This is a genomic window from Paenibacillus sp. D51F, assembly GCF_053345695.1.
Genome location: NZ_JBKFAO010000001.1, coordinates 218,946 through 236,006 on the forward strand (window position 1 = coordinate 218,946; position 17,061 = coordinate 236,006).

15 protein-coding genes and 1 pseudogene are annotated in these 17,061 nt (G+C 60.1%); 1 reads left to right on the forward strand and 15 read right to left on the reverse strand.

The annotated features are described in order from the left end of the window. Positions 1-498 precede the first annotated feature (498 nt). From ACLBWT_RS01030 to ACLBWT_RS01075, 10 genes and pseudogenes are all read right to left on the reverse strand, one after another. Positions 499-1,308 carry an ABC transporter ATP-binding protein gene (locus tag ACLBWT_RS01030; RefSeq protein ID WP_447661258.1) on the reverse strand — a complete coding sequence of 270 codons (810 nt, stop codon included), beginning with the start codon at positions 1,306-1,308 and terminating at the stop codon, positions 499-501. Next, the gene (locus ACLBWT_RS01035; RefSeq protein ID WP_447661259.1) at positions 1,289-2,350 is read right to left on the reverse strand and encodes an ABC transporter ATP-binding protein; all 1,062 of its coding nucleotides are present in this window, start codon (positions 2,348-2,350) and stop codon (positions 1,289-1,291) included. Before ACLBWT_RS01035 ends, ACLBWT_RS01030 begins: the two co-directional genes overlap by 20 nt. Continuing rightward, complete coding sequence (locus ACLBWT_RS01040; RefSeq protein ID WP_447661260.1) at positions 2,347-3,192, reverse strand: ABC transporter permease; 846 nt, start codon at positions 3,190-3,192, stop codon at positions 2,347-2,349. The genes ACLBWT_RS01035 and ACLBWT_RS01040 overlap by 4 nt, the downstream gene beginning before the upstream one ends. 1 nt (position 3,193) lies before the next feature. Next, entirely contained in the window at positions 3,194-4,204 is a 1,011-nt protein-coding gene (locus ACLBWT_RS01045; protein WP_447661261.1) for an ABC transporter permease, read from the reverse strand. Between the two features lie 401 nt (positions 4,205-4,605). Further along, a complete protein-coding gene (locus ACLBWT_RS01050; RefSeq protein WP_447661262.1) occupies positions 4,606-6,450 on the reverse strand; it encodes an ABC transporter substrate-binding protein in 1,845 nt (614 codons plus the stop codon). An 18-nt stretch (positions 6,451-6,468) separates the two neighbouring features. Continuing rightward, on the reverse strand, positions 6,469-6,876 hold the full coding sequence (locus ACLBWT_RS01055) for a G1 family glutamic endopeptidase (protein ID WP_447661263.1): 408 nt from the start codon (positions 6,874-6,876) through the stop codon (positions 6,469-6,471). A gap of 226 nt (positions 6,877-7,102) precedes the next feature. Then, positions 7,103-7,840 (reverse strand): hypothetical protein, encoded by a 738-nt coding sequence (locus ACLBWT_RS01060; RefSeq protein WP_447661264.1) that lies wholly within the window; start codon positions 7,838-7,840, stop codon positions 7,103-7,105. Positions 7,841-7,897: 57 nt separating this feature from the next. Continuing rightward, positions 7,898-8,260 carry a hypothetical protein gene (locus ACLBWT_RS01065; RefSeq protein WP_447661265.1) on the reverse strand — a complete coding sequence of 121 codons (363 nt, stop codon included), beginning with the start codon at positions 8,258-8,260 and terminating at the stop codon, positions 7,898-7,900. Between the two features lie 166 nt (positions 8,261-8,426). Next, a pseudogene (locus tag ACLBWT_RS01070) lies at positions 8,427-8,605 on the reverse strand (DUF2332 family protein); the annotation flags it as partial. Continuing rightward, complete coding sequence (locus ACLBWT_RS01075; RefSeq protein ID WP_447661663.1) at positions 8,522-8,959, reverse strand: DUF2332 family protein; 438 nt, start codon at positions 8,957-8,959, stop codon at positions 8,522-8,524. The gene ACLBWT_RS01075 and the pseudogene ACLBWT_RS01070, both read right to left, overlap by 84 nt. A 720-nt stretch (positions 8,960-9,679) precedes the next feature. On the opposite strand from ACLBWT_RS01075, the gene ACLBWT_RS01080 reads away from it, so the two are divergent. After that, entirely contained in the window at positions 9,680-9,814 is a 135-nt protein-coding gene (locus ACLBWT_RS01080) for a YjcZ family sporulation protein (RefSeq protein WP_447661266.1), read from the forward strand. 110 nt (positions 9,815-9,924) lie between these two features. Here the strand turns inward: ACLBWT_RS01080 and ACLBWT_RS01085 are convergent, their stop codons facing one another. From ACLBWT_RS01085 to ACLBWT_RS01105, 5 genes are all read right to left on the reverse strand, one after another. Next, on the reverse strand, positions 9,925-10,620 hold the full coding sequence (locus tag ACLBWT_RS01085) for a GNAT family N-acetyltransferase (RefSeq protein WP_447661267.1): 696 nt from the start codon (positions 10,618-10,620) through the stop codon (positions 9,925-9,927). 24 nt (positions 10,621-10,644) lie between these two features. Next, entirely contained in the window at positions 10,645-11,997 is a 1,353-nt protein-coding gene (locus tag ACLBWT_RS01090; protein ID WP_447661268.1) for an ABC transporter substrate-binding protein, read from the reverse strand. Between the two features lie 28 nt (positions 11,998-12,025). Beyond that, positions 12,026-13,366, reverse strand: a complete 1,341-nt coding sequence (locus ACLBWT_RS01095) for a response regulator (RefSeq protein ID WP_447661269.1) — start codon at positions 13,364-13,366, stop codon at positions 12,026-12,028. Further along, entirely contained in the window at positions 13,344-15,188 is a 1,845-nt protein-coding gene (locus ACLBWT_RS01100) for a sensor histidine kinase (RefSeq protein ID WP_447661270.1), read from the reverse strand. The genes ACLBWT_RS01095 and ACLBWT_RS01100 overlap by 23 nt, the downstream gene beginning before the upstream one ends. Positions 15,189-15,320: 132 nt before the next feature. Next, positions 15,321-16,898 (reverse strand): DUF2515 family protein, encoded by a 1,578-nt coding sequence (locus ACLBWT_RS01105; protein ID WP_447661271.1) that lies wholly within the window; start codon positions 16,896-16,898, stop codon positions 15,321-15,323. Positions 16,899-17,061 lie beyond the last annotated feature (163 nt).

Genomic DNA, 17,061 nt, shown 5'->3' on the forward strand with positions numbered 1-17,061 from the left:
AAGCGGATGAAGCAGAAGCCGAGATGAAGCAGAAGCAGCCTTTCACGGCTGGAACAGCTTACGCTATGCGGCTAGCAAGAGTTGAATCTTACCTCAACGACAGCCTGACGCTCCGGCAACTTTTCCAACAGCTATCCCGTCGGCACCGCTTACTTCGAAATCCAGGGCGTCGATCCAAAGCTTGCCCTAGCCGTCCGGAACGGCGGCGGCCTTTATTTGAAGGCGGATTATCAAGCGAAATATGACGGCAGCAAAAATGAAGAGGACGCCTCTGCAAAATCAGGCGCGGGACATCTCTCGAGCTCCCGTCCCTATGCCCTTCTGACCGCAGGCATTTTTGCGCTGCTCGTCGCATCAGCGGCCGCCTATGTGTCCCTTCAGCGGAAAAGACACCGGCAGCAATAAACGGAAGCCGCCAGGGGCGCTCATGCTGCAGCAAACAAGCCATTCCGACCTGTTCGGGCCGAAATGGCTTGTTCGCTTATTCCCGGCTTCTTTTCAAGCCAGATTCCACTCCTCATGGATTTTCGGCACATCCGCGATGAGCTGCTGCGTGTAGGCATGCTGCGGCTGCAGGATGACCCTCTCCGCCGGCCCCTTTTCCACGATGCGCCCCTTTTCCATAATATAGAGCGTATCGCTCACATAGTAGGCCAGCCCGACGTCATGCGTGATGAAGATGATCGTCATCCCGTTCTCCTCCCGCAGCTTCATGAGCATATCGAGAATGGTGGAGCGGGAGCAGGCGTCGATCATCGAGGTTGGCTCGTCGGCGATCAGGATGCGCGGCCGCATCATGAAGATGCGCGCGATCATGAGCCGCTGCATTTGCCCGCCGGACAGCTCGAACGGGTACTTGTTGTACAGCTCGTCGAACTTCAGGTTGACGAACGAGCAGGCGTCGATCATCCGCCTTCGCTCTTCCTCCTTGGTCAGCTGCAGATTCTGCAGGGCGATGCAGTCGCGCAGCAGCTTCTCGACCCGGTGGAACATATTGAACGAGGAGAACGGGTCCTGGAAAATCGCCTGGATGTCCTTCCAATAGTTCCGGCGCTCCTTATGCCCCTTCAGCCGTCTCGGCGCTCCTTCGTATTCGATCCTGCCGCTCGTTTCCTTGAGCAGGCCGAGCAGCATCTTGGCGAGCGTCGTCTTGCCGCTGCCGCTCTCCCCGACGATGGAGATGATCTCGCCCTTGTGGAAGGCGAAGTCCACCTCGCGCACGGCCGTCTTCTTCTTTTTGCCGTAGCCGAATACCTTGGTGACGCTGACCCCGGCGAGCAGAATGTCCTTATCGCTGAACTTCTTCATCCGCATACCACTCCTTCAAGGTATCCACGCCGAATATGCAGCGGTACGTCCTGCCGGCCTCCTCGCGCATCGGAATGCTGCCCCTGCGGCATTCTTCCCGGGCGAAATCGCAGCGCTCCGCGAAGCGGCAGCCTTCCGGCACGTTCTTGAGGTTGGGAGGGGCTCCGGGGATGGCGGACAGCTTGTGGTCCTTCATGCCTTCCTCGGGGACGATGATGGAGCCCATCAGCCGCTTGGTGTAAGGATGGACAGGATCGAACACCATCTGCTGCGCCGTGCCCCGCTCGACGATCTCGCCCGCATACATGACCATGATGTCGTCCGTCACATGGTAGAGCAGCGGCAGCTCATGCGTGATGAAGATGAGGGATCGGATGAATTTCTTCTCCAGCAGCTCCTTGAGCAGGCGGATGACCGCCTTCTGCGAGGTGACGTCGAGCGCTGAGGTCGGCTCGTCGGCGACGAGCACCTTCGGATTGAGAATGGTCGAGATGGCGATGACGGTCCGCTGCTTCATGCCGCCCGACAGCTCGCTCGGATAGGCGTCCAGCACCTCCGGAGCGAGATGCAGCGTGCGGAACCTCTCCTCCGCCATCGCCCTCACCTGCGGCTTCGTCAGCTTGGGCTGATGCTCCTTCATGAGATCCTCGATGAAGCGGATGATCTTCAGCGTCGGATTGAGCGCGTTCATCGCCGCCTGCGGAATGTAGGCGATTTCCCGGCCGAGAATCTGCCTGCGCAGCCGCTCCTTGCCGAGCTTCATGATATCGATGCCGTCTATGGAGATGGAGCCTTCCCCGTAATAAAGAGGCGGAAAATAAAAGCCCATCAGGCTCATCGACAGCGTCGACTTGCCGCAGCCGGACTCGCCGGCGATGCCGAGTGCCTTGCCCTCCTCGAGCGCGAAGTCGACGCCGTCGACGGCGAACACCTTTTCGTTCAGGCGCGTCCGGTAATACGTCTTGAGCCCTTCGACCTCCAATACGCGCCGCAGGGGCTCGGGGACAAGTTCGGGTTGCAGATCCGCCAGCTTCCGGCTCATGCGCGCTCACTCCTGATTTTCGGATTGAAGATCTCGTCCATGCCGGTGTTGATCATGTACAGCGAGAAGGTGATGACGGCGATCGAGAAGGCCGCCGGGATGAATGCCCACCACGCCCCGGCGACCGGAGCCTCGAAGACGAGCGCCCAGTTCATGATGATGCCGAGCGAGATCGTATTGTACGGCCCCAGGCCGAGCATCGAGATGGAAGCCTCCGACAGGATGCCGGATGCGACCTGCAGGATGAAGGCCATGACGACGTAGGAAGCGATATAGGGCAGGATTTCGAAGACGATGATCTTCGGCGTGCTGTGCCCCGATATTTTAGCCAGATTGACATGGTCCCGGTTCCTCAGCGAGCTCGTCTGCGCGCGTACCGCCCGCGCGGTCCACGGCCAGCTCGTCAGGCCGATGATGACGGCGACGAGCAGCGAACTGCGGGAGTTGATGCTGACGGAGATGAGGATCAGGATGATGAATGACGGGATGACGATGAACATGTTCGTGACCGCGGTCAGGATATTGTCCAGGAGACCCCCGGCGTATCCGCACAGCAGCCCGATCGCCAGGCCGATGATCGTGGCGAAGATGCCCGCGACGAGGCCGACCATGATGGAGGTGCGGATGCCGTAGACGAGCTCCAGGAACAGGTCGCGGCCGAAGTTGTCGGAGCCGAGCAGCAGCCCCCCGCCCGGAGGCTGGAACGCCAGCGCCTCCATCGACAGCGGGTCGGCCCGGTTGATCAGCGGCACGATGATGACAAGAGCGACCATCAGCAGCAGCATGATGGCGCCGAACATGAACTTGGGCGAACGGATCAGAATGCCTACGGAATGCTTCATCTCAGTTCTCCTCCATTTGGGACGCCTTGATGCGGGGATCGACGATGCCATAGACGATCTCGATCGTGAAGTTCGCCAGCAGCACCGTCAGCGCGATCAGCAGCGTGCAGCCGGAGATGAGCGGATAATCCAGCTGCCGGATGGCCGTGAACAGCCAGGTGCCGATGCCGGGGTAGCTGAAGACGATCTCGCAGATGAGCGAGCCGCCGACCATCGTGCCGATGGACAGGGCAAGGCCCGTAATTTGCGGCAGCATGGCGTTCTTGAACACATAACGCGCCACTCGGGAATCGCGGATGCCGAGCAGCTTGCTGTACAGCACATAGTCGGAGTTGAGCTCGTAGATGCTCATCTCCCTCATGCCGATCGCCTGGCCGCCGATCGTGACGAGCACGATCGAGAGGAACGGCAGCGTGTGGTGGCGGAGCACCGAGAGGATGAAGTCGAGGCTGAAATGCGGCACCATCTGATAATCATAGCCTCCCGACATCGGGAACCATTTCAGCGTGATCGCGAGCAGGTACAGCATGATGATGGCGAGGGTGAAGAACGGGATCGAGTTGACGAACAGCGCCGCCGGGAACAGCACCTTGTCGAAGACGCCCTTGCGGTAAGCGGCTACCGCGCCGAGCACGTTGCCGATGATCCAGCCGACGAGGATGGCGGGAAGCTGGAGCGCGACCGTCCAGGGGACGGCGGCCATCAGGATGTCGGACACCTTGCGCGGGTACAGGCCGAAGGACGTTCCGAGATCGCCGGTGACGAGCTTCTGGAGATAGATGCCGAACTGCGCGAGGAGCGGTTTGTCCACCCCGAACTCCTTCATGAAGTTGTCGTACACCTTCTTGATGGAATCGCTGTCCGTCATTCCCTGCGACACCTGGGAGGCGATCGTGCTGACCGGGTTGCCCTCGATGAGCCTCGGCAGCAGGAAATTAAGAATCAGCGCGATCAGCAGCGTGACGAGATACCATCCGGACTTCTTCAGGAAATAGCGGGTATAGGCATTCAAGAGCTTCACCTTCCTTTAAGGGAAAGGGCCGGCCGCATTTGCGGCGGCCCTGTGGTTGCGAGGCAATGATTGCGGTCGAGGCTCAGCCATACGGAGCATCCAAGTTCAACCGCGATCGGAAGAGAGATCGGCACGCGCAGCGACGGTTCAGTTCGGCTGCAAGCGGAGCGGGCCGCGCAGCTTCTATTCGTTTCCACTGCCCGGAGCGGAGCGGGCCGAATCTCTCTGGAGAAGCAACGCGTTCGCCTTTGAACGAGGATGCTTACCCTGGCAGGGGTCAGCAATCAGAGCATCCGAGTTCAACCGCGATCGGAAGAGAGATCGGCACGCGCAGCGGCGGTTTGGTTCGACTGCCCGGAAGCGCAGCGGCCTCGTTTCCAGACAGTCAATCCGACCCGAAGTCAGTTCGTAATCTTATACAGAGCCTTGATGCCCGCCCCGTCTATCGCGATCTGCGGCGGAGTGTTGCTGCCGTCCCCGTCGACCGGGAAGCCCTTCCAGACCGTCTCGTTCACAGTGTAGAACACCCAAGGACGGTACATCAGCGGAATGGACGGGACGTCCTTCAGCCAGATTTGCGTCAGCTCCGTGTACATCGACTTGGCGTCGGCTTCGGATGCGGTCGGGATCTTGTCGATCAGCTCATCAGCCTTGTCGTTTTTATAGCGGCCCCAGTTCCAGAACGCCATCTCGCCTGCCGGCGCTACGCCTTTGGAATACATGATCGTGCGGGCGCGGCTCCACGGGTTGCTTGGCGTCACATTGCCGGCCGGCGTGTTCATGATGATGTCGAACTTGCCGGTCTGCAGGTCGTTCGTCCATACCGGTGCTTCAGGGAATTTCGTGCGGATCTCGATGCCGATCGCCTTGGCGCTCTGTGCGACGATCTCCAGCGCGGCGTTCCAGTCGGACCAGCCGTACGGGCACTCGACTTCGTACGGACCGAGACGCTGACCGTTCAGCACGCGGATGCCGTCCTTGCCCTTCTTCGCTCCGATGCTGTCGAGCAGAGCGTTCGCGGCTTTGGTGTCCGTCGTCCACTGCAGCGACTTGATGGCGTCCTGGTCGACGAACTTGGACTCCGATGGCGTATCGAGCGTCAGCGAAGGCTTCATGTCGCCCGAATAGCCGCTCATGGCTAGCTGCGACACTTTCTTGTAGTCGATGGACATCGCGATCGCTTTGCGGACTTCCGGCGAATCGAGGCCCTTTTTCGACATATTGAAGAAGATGGATGGCATCGATCCCGGCAAATAGTAAGGCGCATCCTTCAAGAACGTCTTGATCGGAGCATTCTCCTGCATCTTCCACACCTGCGGCGTGAACTGCTGCGAGACGTCCACCTGGCCGCTCTTGAACGCCAGGTCTCCAGCCGCGTTGTCCTTGTAGATGACATGCGTGATATATTTCGGAGCAGGCAGCTTGCCGAACAGCTTCTGGCCCCAGTAGTTGTCGTCGCGGATGAGCGAGATTTTCTGGTCGTTGTAGAACATGAGCTTGTAAGGTCCGGTGCCGACCGGATCGGCGTTCATTTCCTTGCGGATCGTCGCCAGGTCGTTGTTCGACTTCGTCTCGATCGCTTCCCAAATATGCTTCGGCAGCATCGGCATCAGCTCGATGCTCTCGGTTACGGTCAGTTTGTTGGCGTTGGCAGGATTCAGGCTGATGACGACCGCATTCGCTCCGTCCGCCTTGACGTCCTGGATGTAATCCCAGTAGCTGGACCAGTTGAGCTCGTATTTTTTGCCGAGGCCATAGGTGTACACGACATCATCGGAAGTAAAAGGCTGTCCGTCGCTCCACTTGGCGTCCGGATTCAGCTCGATGCGCAGCGTCTTGTCATCCGTCCAGCTGTACGACTTGCCGAGGAGAGGCTCGAGCTTTCCGTCGATCATGTTGATCATGAACAGAGTTTCATACACGAGCTCGCGGGAATTGCCGTAGTTGATCGGAAAAGCCGGGTTGCCGCTCAGCAGGTTGAAGTTCGTCGGCGCTCCCCACTGCAGGCCGTTGATATAGAGCGTCTCGTTGCGCGGCGTTTCCTTGGCTCCGCCGGAGCTGTCGGTGCTCGCGGTCGGCTGCGGGCTGGCCGAAGGATCGGCGCTGGCTGCCGGCTCCTTGGTTGCCGCCGTCCCTCCGGTGTTCGTCGCGCTCGTCGGCGGCGGCGTGGAATTGCTGCATGCGGCCAGCAGAGACCCCGTCATCATGACAGAGGCGAATGTTAAGGCTAGCGCTTTACGCTTCATGCTTCCTCTCCCCATTCCTCAACTAAATTGGATGCATTTCCCTTGAAGTAAGCGTTTACATAAACAAGTATAAAACGGCCTCGAAGGACCGTAAATGGTGGCAGTTTTGGGATTATATCCACTTTTTTGGGGTAGGGCTTCCGTTCTGCGGCTGAGCCATTTGGACAGGCTCAGCTTGACGATGGAAGCCTCGATGAGGTCTCCGGGATATACCGGCAGCTTGATCCTCGTCTCGGCCTGGGGCAGAATTTCCAACCAGGCGTAATAGTTCGCTTTGCCGTTCACGTATTCATGCTCGGTTCCGGTCTGGATCAGGCTGCTGTTGTTGTAGCCGTCGATGCCGATCCAGGCGGAGGAATACGAGGATCGCGCCGAGGGCAGCACGAACGGCACGGTCCAGGAAGCGGAGATGCTTCGGGAGGGCATCTGTTCACAGCCTTTTGAGGGAGATGCTATATCCAATATGCATCGGGCTGGAAGCCTGCATGGACATCCAGCCGCCATCGCGAAAACGGGACGGAGCCGTTCCATGCCGCGGGAGCTGCGGTTCTGCCCAGCAGCAAGGCATGCCAATCCCTTTCGGAAGTCAAACACCCCCGCTCAATGCGACGGGAGCTGGAGCTCCGTCCCTCATGGCTCCATTGGAGGAGCTTTACATGCCGGCCGCTTTCTTGATCCGCTCCCGTTCGCCGACAAGAAGCCGCTTCAGCTCTTCGGTGCCGTAGGCACCGGCCGAAAAGCTGTTGTTGCCCGTGTAGAAGGCGATCCATGAACTCGTTCCGTCCTCCAGAAGCAAAGCGAGCTGAATGCGGTCGCTGCCCGCATGCTTGAACATCTCCCTCGTATCGTTCAACAGCGGCAGCGGCAGCAAAGCCTTAAGAAAAGCCTCGGAAGCTTCCGTCGTGAAATCCCCAATGCGTTTGCCGTCCATGCCGCTATGCAAGCTGACAGTGACGACCTTGCCTTCAATATCCATCAGCTCCCCGATCGTCCTCGCCCGGGGATTGGACCGCACTTCATAAATCTTGCCGCCCGCTGCCAGGCGGAAGTCAGGCCTGTAGCCCTTCAAAGCATGAATTTCGGTGCCGATCGGCAGAAAAGCGGCGTCCCCGTCCTTCATTTTGTAGTCGGTGCAGGCGTTGTCCGCCATCTTGAACTTCACGCTGCCGATACGGGGACCAAGCCGTCCATCCGGCAAGGCTGCCGACGCTTCGGAATCATGGACATAATAGAGCCCGTTGACACGGAGAATATCCACCCATTCGGGAATCGACATGCACTTCGTTGCCGCTCCCCTTGCGCCGCAGAACGCTAGAATTCCGAAGCAAGCCGTCAACGCGATCAACGCCATCGCCCCGGCAGCCGGGCGAACCCGTATACGATTGTTCATTTCCATCCCCCTTATGCCGGCCAGCAGCCTCGGGCTTCAAGGCTATGAAAAAATCCGTTATCCGGACAAATCCGCTGCACCCGTACTGACATTGTAAATATGGTAGGCATGCATCCATTGCTTCATCGTCACGAGAGCTTTACGCCCATCCTTCGTAAAGAAATACCCGCTGCCTTCCTGCTCGACGAAGCTCCAGCCTTCGTTTTCCATTCTCGCTTTCAGAAGCGATGCCGGATTGTTCGAATCGGTGAGATACCGTCCAGCGCCGCTTGTACCCGTCCCGATCCCGATGACATCCTGACCGCTCGTCTGCAGCGAGTACATATGGATCAGGTTGCGTGGACCGATCCGATGGATGAAGAGCCCTCCAATGAGAACGGCGGCAACGACGAAAAGGCCCATGAATCTTGTCCTGTTCAACCTTATACGTCACCTCCATGATTTCTTGCTGAGCCCCGCCGCCCTTTCCTTCCTTGCCTGTCCTCAAGGCTTCAGCCGGCGTCATTCTCCTTCGGCCAGCCATCGAAACCGCAAGCCTCCTGATGGACTGCAAAAGCTCCTCCTTGTCCTCTGCCCCCATCTGATTGGCGACATGGGTGTGGAATACGCAGAGCGCGGTATCGGATGGAATGGAAGCTGCAGCCCGAGCAAGCAGCTGCGCGCCATTTCCCTCCAATCTAATCAGGGGCCGCTTCTTGATAAGACGTGCCGCAGCGTCCAAATGTTTCCTTCTCCCTGCATGCTCCGGCCAGATAAGAGCCTGGAGCCAGAGATCTTCATCCTTATTGCCCAGATCGACCGTATACAGGTCGATGCCGATCCGATGGGGATCAGCTCATGGCGATGAAGGCGGCAAAACGATTTGAACCGAGGGAATGCCTCGCCGAAGCTTCGCGGAGCTTCCGTCATGGAACCGTAAAATTCCCTTAAATTATGTTCGAAGCCCGACAGCAGCAAATAATGGACGGCCCCCAACAACAAATTCGGGACCGGCTGACCCTCGCCGCAAAAGGAAGCCAGCTTCAACAGTTCCTTATCCCGGGCGATATGGACAGCAAGACATTCGTAAAGAGGACTCGATCCCCTGCATTCGTTCTCGGCGAACCTGAATAACTCCATCTGCCGAGTTGTGGCAAGAAACGAGATCAAGATCGGAACCAAATCAAAGAGACGCAGAATCTAGCATTCCGCGCCTCTTCCTTTGAAACATGTTTTGAAACGGATCCGTACATGAAAGAACTAACGACGATGACCAGCAGGATGAACAGGACCAGGATGGCGCCTGTGCTGAGTTTGCCATGACCATATTCGGATATTTCCATTACCTCTCTCATTCTTGCTACTCTTCCTTATGTATCTCCCATGCGCGATGTTTGGACGGGAGGTATAGTTGTGCTTATGCTAAGGTACTCCGAATTTTCATAGACAGCTGCCGGGGAATTGGGACGCTGCCCCCGCCATGCCGAAAAAAAATGGAAAAAAGAAAAAACGCGGAAGCTTTCGTTCCGCGTCTTCATGTGCGAAGCTGATTTTACTGCATTAGTTCAGGAAAGAGGCGCTTATGATGACCAGCAGAATGAACAGGACCAGAACGACGGCTGTGCTGATCGATTTGACGCGCCCGACTTCAGACATCTTCCATTTCCCCTTTCACTTGAGTCTACCCTACCTTATGTATCTACAGGCAGCGATGTTTGGACGGGAGGTATAGTTGTGCTTATGCTAGGGTCAGCCTAATCTCCTCCAGCAGAATTTTTCAGGCCCATTTCTCCCGGAGTCCAGCCATAACCGGAACGGCCGGCATAGGATATCTCAGTCTACCGAAAGGAGAAATGACAAATGTCTTATGGAGTCGGCGGAGTAGCCGGAGAAGGCGTAGGCTGCGGATATGGCGGATTCGGCATGAGCACGGCAGCGATCCTGGTCCTCTTCATTCTGCTCGTCATCATTACGCGCGCTTTCCTTTGTTACTAGTGCTGAATGTCATTTTCTAATGGCAAAAGAGGACCCCGACGGGTCCTCTTTTTTGAATTTTTTTCATTATTATTTGAAAAAAGAGAGCTTTAGGACCTTCGGCTGTTCTCCTAACGAACGTGGAGATCCATGCCGTATGCATGAAGGCCCAGCTTGCGGGCGACCGACTGCGAAGCGAAGTTGTCCCATGAGGTGCTGTAGAGCGGCAGCAGGCCGTCGGCCTGCAGCGCCTGGGCCCATGCTTCCGCGCACCGGATCGCAAGCCCCCGGCCTCGATGGCCCGGCAGCGTTTCCAGCCCGGCCTCCGCTCCGAGAGAGCTTTTTCTTGCGCTGAAGCATACCGACACGGCCAGCCCGTCTTCGACGACGGCAAAAACCGGATGCCTGTCTTCCAGCCCTTCGGCCAAGCCCGGAAATCCGGGAGCAAGCAGGCGCATGTTGTCGCGCGCAATGCGGATGGCTCCGCCGGCTGCCTGAACCGGATTTTTGAACAGGTAGGCCGGTCCCATCCAGATCGACTTCAATTCACGAATTCCGTTCCATCTCCGAATCAGTTCCGCCAGCTCCAACCCGGTCCGGCCTCTCCCCGCCGCATGCTCAAATGCCTCCAGCTGATCGTCGGGAAAATCTTCGCCGAAGCGGATCACATCTCCCTCGCTCGTCCTCCCGAGAAAAAAGAGCGGCGCCGCCGAACCGGACGGCTCATTGACCGCGGTCATCCTGCCCCTGCGACCGCTCTGGAACAAAATATCCGCTTGAATCGTCATCAGCTCATAATCGCCGATGCTGCCCGCCCTTCCCATCATCGCCGCTTCTTCTCCCTTCCGCATTCATCGTCCTGACTCTGCATCTGCGGCTGATTGAATCCTTGCCGCCAGCGCCTCCGGCGTCAGCTCCGAATCCGGCCGCAGCAGCTCCTGAATCCCGGCATACATCGCCTCGGTGACATCGGCGGGCAGCCGGACATCGAACACCGGCGTCAGGCGCACCTGCCGCATCAACGACAGATAATCCCTGAACAGAGGCGTCGACGCGCCCTCATTGTAATCGGTCGGATACGAGCTGGACAAGTCGCCGCTTTCGGCGGCCCGATTGGCCTGCTCCGAGCCGGTGAGCAGCTTCACAAGCTCCAATGCGCTCTCAAGTCGTTCCCCGCTCAAGCCTGCCTTGAGGGCGATGCCCCAGCCGGAACCGCCGGATACCGTCAGGCCGCCGCCTTCTTGCCCATCCTGTACGGCGGCTGGCGCAGGGAGCAGCGCCAGCTTGGTCTGCGCGGCTACAAGCGGAGGCGCATCCGCGGCGAACGACGATACGGCCCAGCCTCCCTCCAGCACGACCGCCGCTTTGCCCTGATAGTACAGCTCCCGCTGCTGCACGTTGTCGAGCGTTCCCCGATCGGCGTTCAGCAGCCCTTTGTCGGCCAGGCTGCGCACGGCGCGAAGCGCCTCCACGAACGGGGCGTCCGTATACTTGGCCGTTCCGGCGACGGCATCGTTCATCCACGCTTCCCCGACATAACGTTCCGCCAGCGTGCTGAACAGGCACGAGCCGCCTACCCAGGCATCCCTATTGCCGAACGAGATCGGCGTATAGCCAAGCTTCTTGATCTTCTCCAGCGCCTGGAGAAGCTCCTCCCAGCTGCCCGGAAACCGTTCGTAGCCCGCTTCGCGGAACATGGCGCTGTTATAGAATACGAGCGAGGTCGCCGTAATCTGCATCGGGAAGGCTGCCCGCCTGCCGCCGAAAGTGAAATCGTCGAATGCCTCGGGCCTGAATCCGCCTCCCCAGGAAGGATCGGCCGCCAGAACGCCGTCCACCGGTTGGATCAAGCCGTTGCCGAGCAGCATCCGGGCATCCGAGCCGAGCACCATGAAGACGTCGGGCAGCGCGTTGCCTGCTGCGAGCGTCTTGATCTTCAGCTTCAAGGCGTTGTTGTCCAGCACATCCTCCGCCAGCTCCAAGCCGGGATGCTCCCTCCGGAACTGGTCCACCAGCTCGCGATGGACGACATCGACGGCGGCGGTAGAGGTGGGCAGCCAGGAATCCGTGAGCGTGATCCGCATCGGTTCTCCAGTCCCCGCTGCAGGCGCTGCTGCCGGCTTTGGCTCCGGATCGCTCCTGCAGCCGGCAGCGGCCGTGATCAGAACCGCAAGCAGCAGCGCCGCCGCAATCCGCTTAATCATGAACGATTCTCCCCCTGCCTCCCGCCGGCTATCGATTGCGGTAGTCCCGTGGGGACATTCCCGCATGTTTCTTGAACATCAGCGAGAAGTACTTATAGTCCAGGTAGCCGACCTTGCAGGCGATATCCGCCGTCCTCAGGCGGCTGCCCCGCAGCAGCCGCTGGGCTTCCTCCATCCGATGCCTCGTCAGCCACTTGATGAAGGTCGTTCCCGTCTCTTCCTTGAACACCTTGCTCAGATGAGCCGCCGTCACTCCCGCATGGTCGGCCGCTTCCGCTAGTCCGATCGGCTTGTCGCCGTTCTCGGCGGCGAAACGGATGACTTCCTTGACGAGGCGGCTAGCGGCGCTAGGCTTGCGGACAGCCTCCTCCGCGCATGCCCGTCCATCCGCCTCTTCAGCATGCGCAGCCGGCTCATCCTCCGGAAGCCGGCTATCGGGATTCGAGCTCATGTACACGACGGCACCTTCCCTGGCCGGAACAGCCTTCTGGCGAAGGGCAGCCAGCGCTTCAGCAAAGCCTCGTCCCGCATCCTCGAGACCGGGGACCGGAAGAGAGACGCCGACACCAATGGAAACGCCCAGGCAAGCATGGACATTTTCCGCGACCCGTTCCAAAGCTTCCAAAGGGAGCTTCCCGCTCGGCACAGGGATGATCCCTGCCAGCCTGCCGGGGCGGATCGCCGTTATGCAGACCGGGTTCCCGGGGGCGGCGGCGAGCGTTTCCTCGGCGATGTTCAGCAAGGCATATCCGTAAGCATCCAGCTCCGAGGGCGTGAGACGCTCCTGCAGCTGCCGGTAGCCGTCCACTTCGGCCGCGAATGCGGCATAGGGAGGAGCTCCCAGCTCCATGCCCAGCAGCCGCGCCTGCTCGAGAAGCTCCTTCCGGCCGATCCTGCCTTCCAGCATCCCCGCGACCAGCCTCGACTTGAGCAGAGGAGCGCTCGCCCGGAACAGCTGTCCTCTCAGCTGCTCCCCCTGCTTCCGGAGCCTGCGCTCCTTCTCCTCGTCGCGAAGTCCAGACACAGTCTCCACCAGACTGTCGGCCAGCACCGGCTTGAGCAGGTAATGCCGGATGCCGAGCGCCATCGCCTCCTTGGCGCAGCCGAAGTCTTCATAGCCGCTCAGCAGCACCATTTCCACGTCGGGATACTGCTGCTTGACCGTGCGCGCCAGCTCGATGCCCGACATGACCGGCATCCGGATATCCGAAAGGATGAGATCGACCGGCTCTTCCCGCAGCTTCTCCAAAGCTTCCGCCCCGTTGCGTGCTTCGGATGCGATCTCGACGCCGTAACGCTGCCAATCGATGGACATCCGTATTCCTTTGCGCACCATCTTCTCATCGTCAACCAGCATGACCTTGAACATGGACAGCCTCCCCCTCTGTGCATGGCTGGCGCACGGTAACGACCGTGCCTTCGCCCGGAATGCTCCTGAATTCGAGACCGTAGCCAGGGCCGTAGTTCAGCCGGATCCGATCCCGTATATTCGGCAAGCCAAGGCCCCCCTCCTTCCGGCTTCCCTGGCCGGCCTCGCCTGCTTCCAGCCGGGTCCGGATCTCCCGCTCATCCGCTCCGGCGCCGTCGTCGGCGACCTCGTAGAGAAGATCGCCTCCCTGGCGGTAGATCCGCAGCCGGATCCCGCCTTCCCCGCCGCCCGCCTCGATGCCGTGGCGAACCGCATTTTCCACGATCGGCTGCAGCACGATCTTCGTCACCTTGCAGGAAAGGACGGATGGATCGATCTCTTCCAGAAATCGGATTCCCCCGTCATGCCGCTTCTGCTGGATCGCCATGTAATGGCGGATATGCTCGACTTCCTTCTCGACTGTCGTGAAGCGGCTTCCGCTGTTCAGGCCGATCCGGAACAGCTGGGACAGGGAATTGATCATCAGCGAAGTCTCGAAGGCGCGCTCCATCCGGCACATCCAATAGATCATATCCAGCGTATTGTAGAGAAAATGGGGATTGATCTGCTCCTCGAGCGCCTTCAGCTCGGCATCCTTCTGCTTCATCCGCGACACGTGGACCTCGTTGATCAATTCATCCAGCTTGCGCGACATCCGGTTGAAGCCATGCGATAGCAGCGCGATCTCGTCGCTGCCCTTCACCTCCATCTGCCCGCCGAAGTTCTCTCGCTCCACATGGCGCATGAGCTCCCGGATCTTCTTCAGCGGCTTCAGCACCTTGGAGGCGAAGATGAGGATGAAGGCCAGGCAGACGGCCAGGCTGGCCAGCATGGAGGCATAAGCGAAACGCCGGATCACCGCTGCAGGCTCGGCTATTTGCCGCAGCGGCGTCAGCTCCACGATATGCCAATCCGGGCGGCTCATCCGGTAGTAGACCGCCAGGTAGCTCGCTCCGTCCAGCTCTGCGGCGTACTGGCCCTCGCCCGCGGAGCCGAGCCCGCCGGCAGGCAGCGGCGGAGGCTCGCCGCCTCCGTCCGGACCGGTCTTCTCCGAGGTAAGCACGATCCGATTGCCGTCCAGCAAGTAGAAGGGACTCTCTCCCGGCATGCTGCTTCGATACAGCTCCAGGATGCTGCTTTGCGGAATATTGATTTTAAGGACGCCCAGCGAGCGGCCGACATTGTTGATATCCCGGATGTCCCGGATCATGGTGATGACCTTGATCTCCTTGTTCTGGACGTAGACGCTGTCGGGGTACCAGCTGTCGCCTCCTTTCAGCTCCTTGGCCCGCAGCAGGCGGTCGGGAGGGATGGCATTGAGCGCACCTCGCGTGTCGATGCCCTTCTCGCCGAGATCCTGCAAATAAATCGAGAACAGATAAGGCTTGTTGAAGGCTTGCTCGTTGCAGATGGACAGGATGCGCGAGAGCTGCTTTTGCTTGGCGTCGGGATCATTGGAGGACAGATAGGCGGACACATCCCGATTCTGAATGAGATTGAGGGAGATGGTATTGACGTCGTTCATCATCATGTCGAGATGGCTGGATACGGCACGCGCGCTTTCCAGCTTCAGCTGGGCGACTTGGCTCTGAATGAGCTTCGTCGATTCAAATGTCGAGAAACCGCTTACAATTACAAGCGGAATAACCGCCACCGCCACGGTGAACAGCAGAACTTTGGATCTGAGGCTGAAAAACCGTCTGCTTCCCATCGTCTCACCGCCCGAAGCTGGAATGGATGGCAGAGCGAGCTTGATCTTGGCTGTGCTCTTATCATACGCCATCGCCCTCCGGTCGCCAAGCGAACAAGTGATTGCTTCGGCTGCGGCTGCTCGGGCGGCCGTTCGTCGGATGCACGGCAAGCCGGCATGACAAAAAAAGCCGGTCCGGACGGGATCCGGAGCCGGCTGGACTCGCTAGTCCATGCTTTCTTCCTCTGCTGGCGGAGCCGGCCATGGAGCCGGCTTGGCCGCGGCGCCGGCTGCTTGCGTGGCAAGCACGGCAAGCTCCACCTTGCCGAGCGCGATGCGGTAGTCGGCCGTCATCTCGAATGGATGCGGCAGCGGCAAGCCGCGGAAATAAGGCAGGACGGAAGCGGTGCCCGCAAACCAGTCCCCCGGCTCCGGGCCATCGACGGGTCGGTCCGACCACGCCGCTTGGAGCGGCGGGCTGTAGAGGGGCTCCGCTCCGTGACGCAGCCGTCCGCCGGAGAGGCGTTCCCGGTAGGCGGCGGTCGGCGGGGAACGGCGTACAGCTGCGTACATCGCAGGGGCATAGTCGCTGCGCGATCCTGTATGACGGTTTTTTTTGGCGAACTCAAGGACGCCCTTCGACACCCCCGGCACTCCGAACAGCAGCGCGTACAGCCGCTTGCCGAACTCGATCCGCTCCTTGAGATCGGAGAAGTCCTCGAGGATAAGCCCTGCGAGCAGCGGTTCTCCGTTTTCATCCCGTCCGTATGGAAACACGACCTGGTTCAGCTGCAGCACCGACTGCATGCCGAAGTAGAACGTGCCGAGCACCTTGCGCCGATAGTAGCCGTTCTGGACGACCCGGCTCTCGATGAAGTTCTGCTCGTTGACGATCAGCCCGATCGTCAGCGGCACCGCATCGCCCGTGCGGAGGAACTGCTGCCAGACAGGCCGCATGAAGGCTGACACTCCGAGCGCCGGCAGCAGATGCAGCAGGCTGCGCCCGCTTCGCCTGCTTTCCTCGTATAGAAGCAGCTGTGCATAAGCGTCATGGAAAATAAGCGCGTTGGCTCTCTCCAGCATCCCGAAGCATGCCCTCCGCTTGGCGGTGTCGAGCAGTCGGGGCAGCCATTCGCCTTGCAGATCGGTCATGTTCCAGCCGCCGTTGCGGCTCACCATATGGGCCAGCAGCGCCCAGTGAACCTCCGGGCGCCGCAGATAGAACTGGCGGTAGGCTTCCGTCCGGGTCAAGTTGTTGCGGTTCATCCGCGCGGTCTCGGCGCGGATGCCCTGCACGAGGACGGCGTCGCCGGCAGGACCGCCAGCTTGAGGCGGCGTTCCCGGCGCGGCCGCGGCTTCGATCGCCCATGCCGGATCGGGCGATGGCAGGCCGGCTTGCTTGCCGGAGGCAGCCTGAGGATGCGCCAGCCAGCCCGGGGCAGGGAAGGAGGCTTTCTTGGCGGCAGCCCGCTCCAGCTTCTGCCAGGCGGCGCGCAGCTCCGCGACGGACGGAGCGGTCAGCGTCAGCGGAGCGGCCCGCTCCGCCAGCTCGCGGGAAGCCCGTCGGCTGCGCCGCTTGGCGGCCGCATAGGCTGCGGCCGCCAGAGGCAGCGCCGCCGGCAGCAGGAGCAGCCTCAACAGCGGATGCTTCCGGGGAGCAGGAGCGTTTTTGACGTCAGGCGCGGCTTCGATGCCGCCATCCGCGCCCCCTCCATCCGCCGCTTCCCGGATATCGGCCGCATCGTCCCGCTTTCCGGGCCGATGCCGTTGTCCGTTCTCGTTTCCGGCCTTGCTTTCCTTCATATGCCCGTCTTCCTCCCGCACCGAATCAGTCTGTTCCCAGTATAGTCTGAAAGCTTCCCGCTTAATCCTCCGGACAACCGTTCATCGGCGACAGGGCGGAGACGGGCGGCTGAAGCTTGATGCCCAGCCCAGCGCGGCGACCTGCGCCATATTGGAGGCGCAC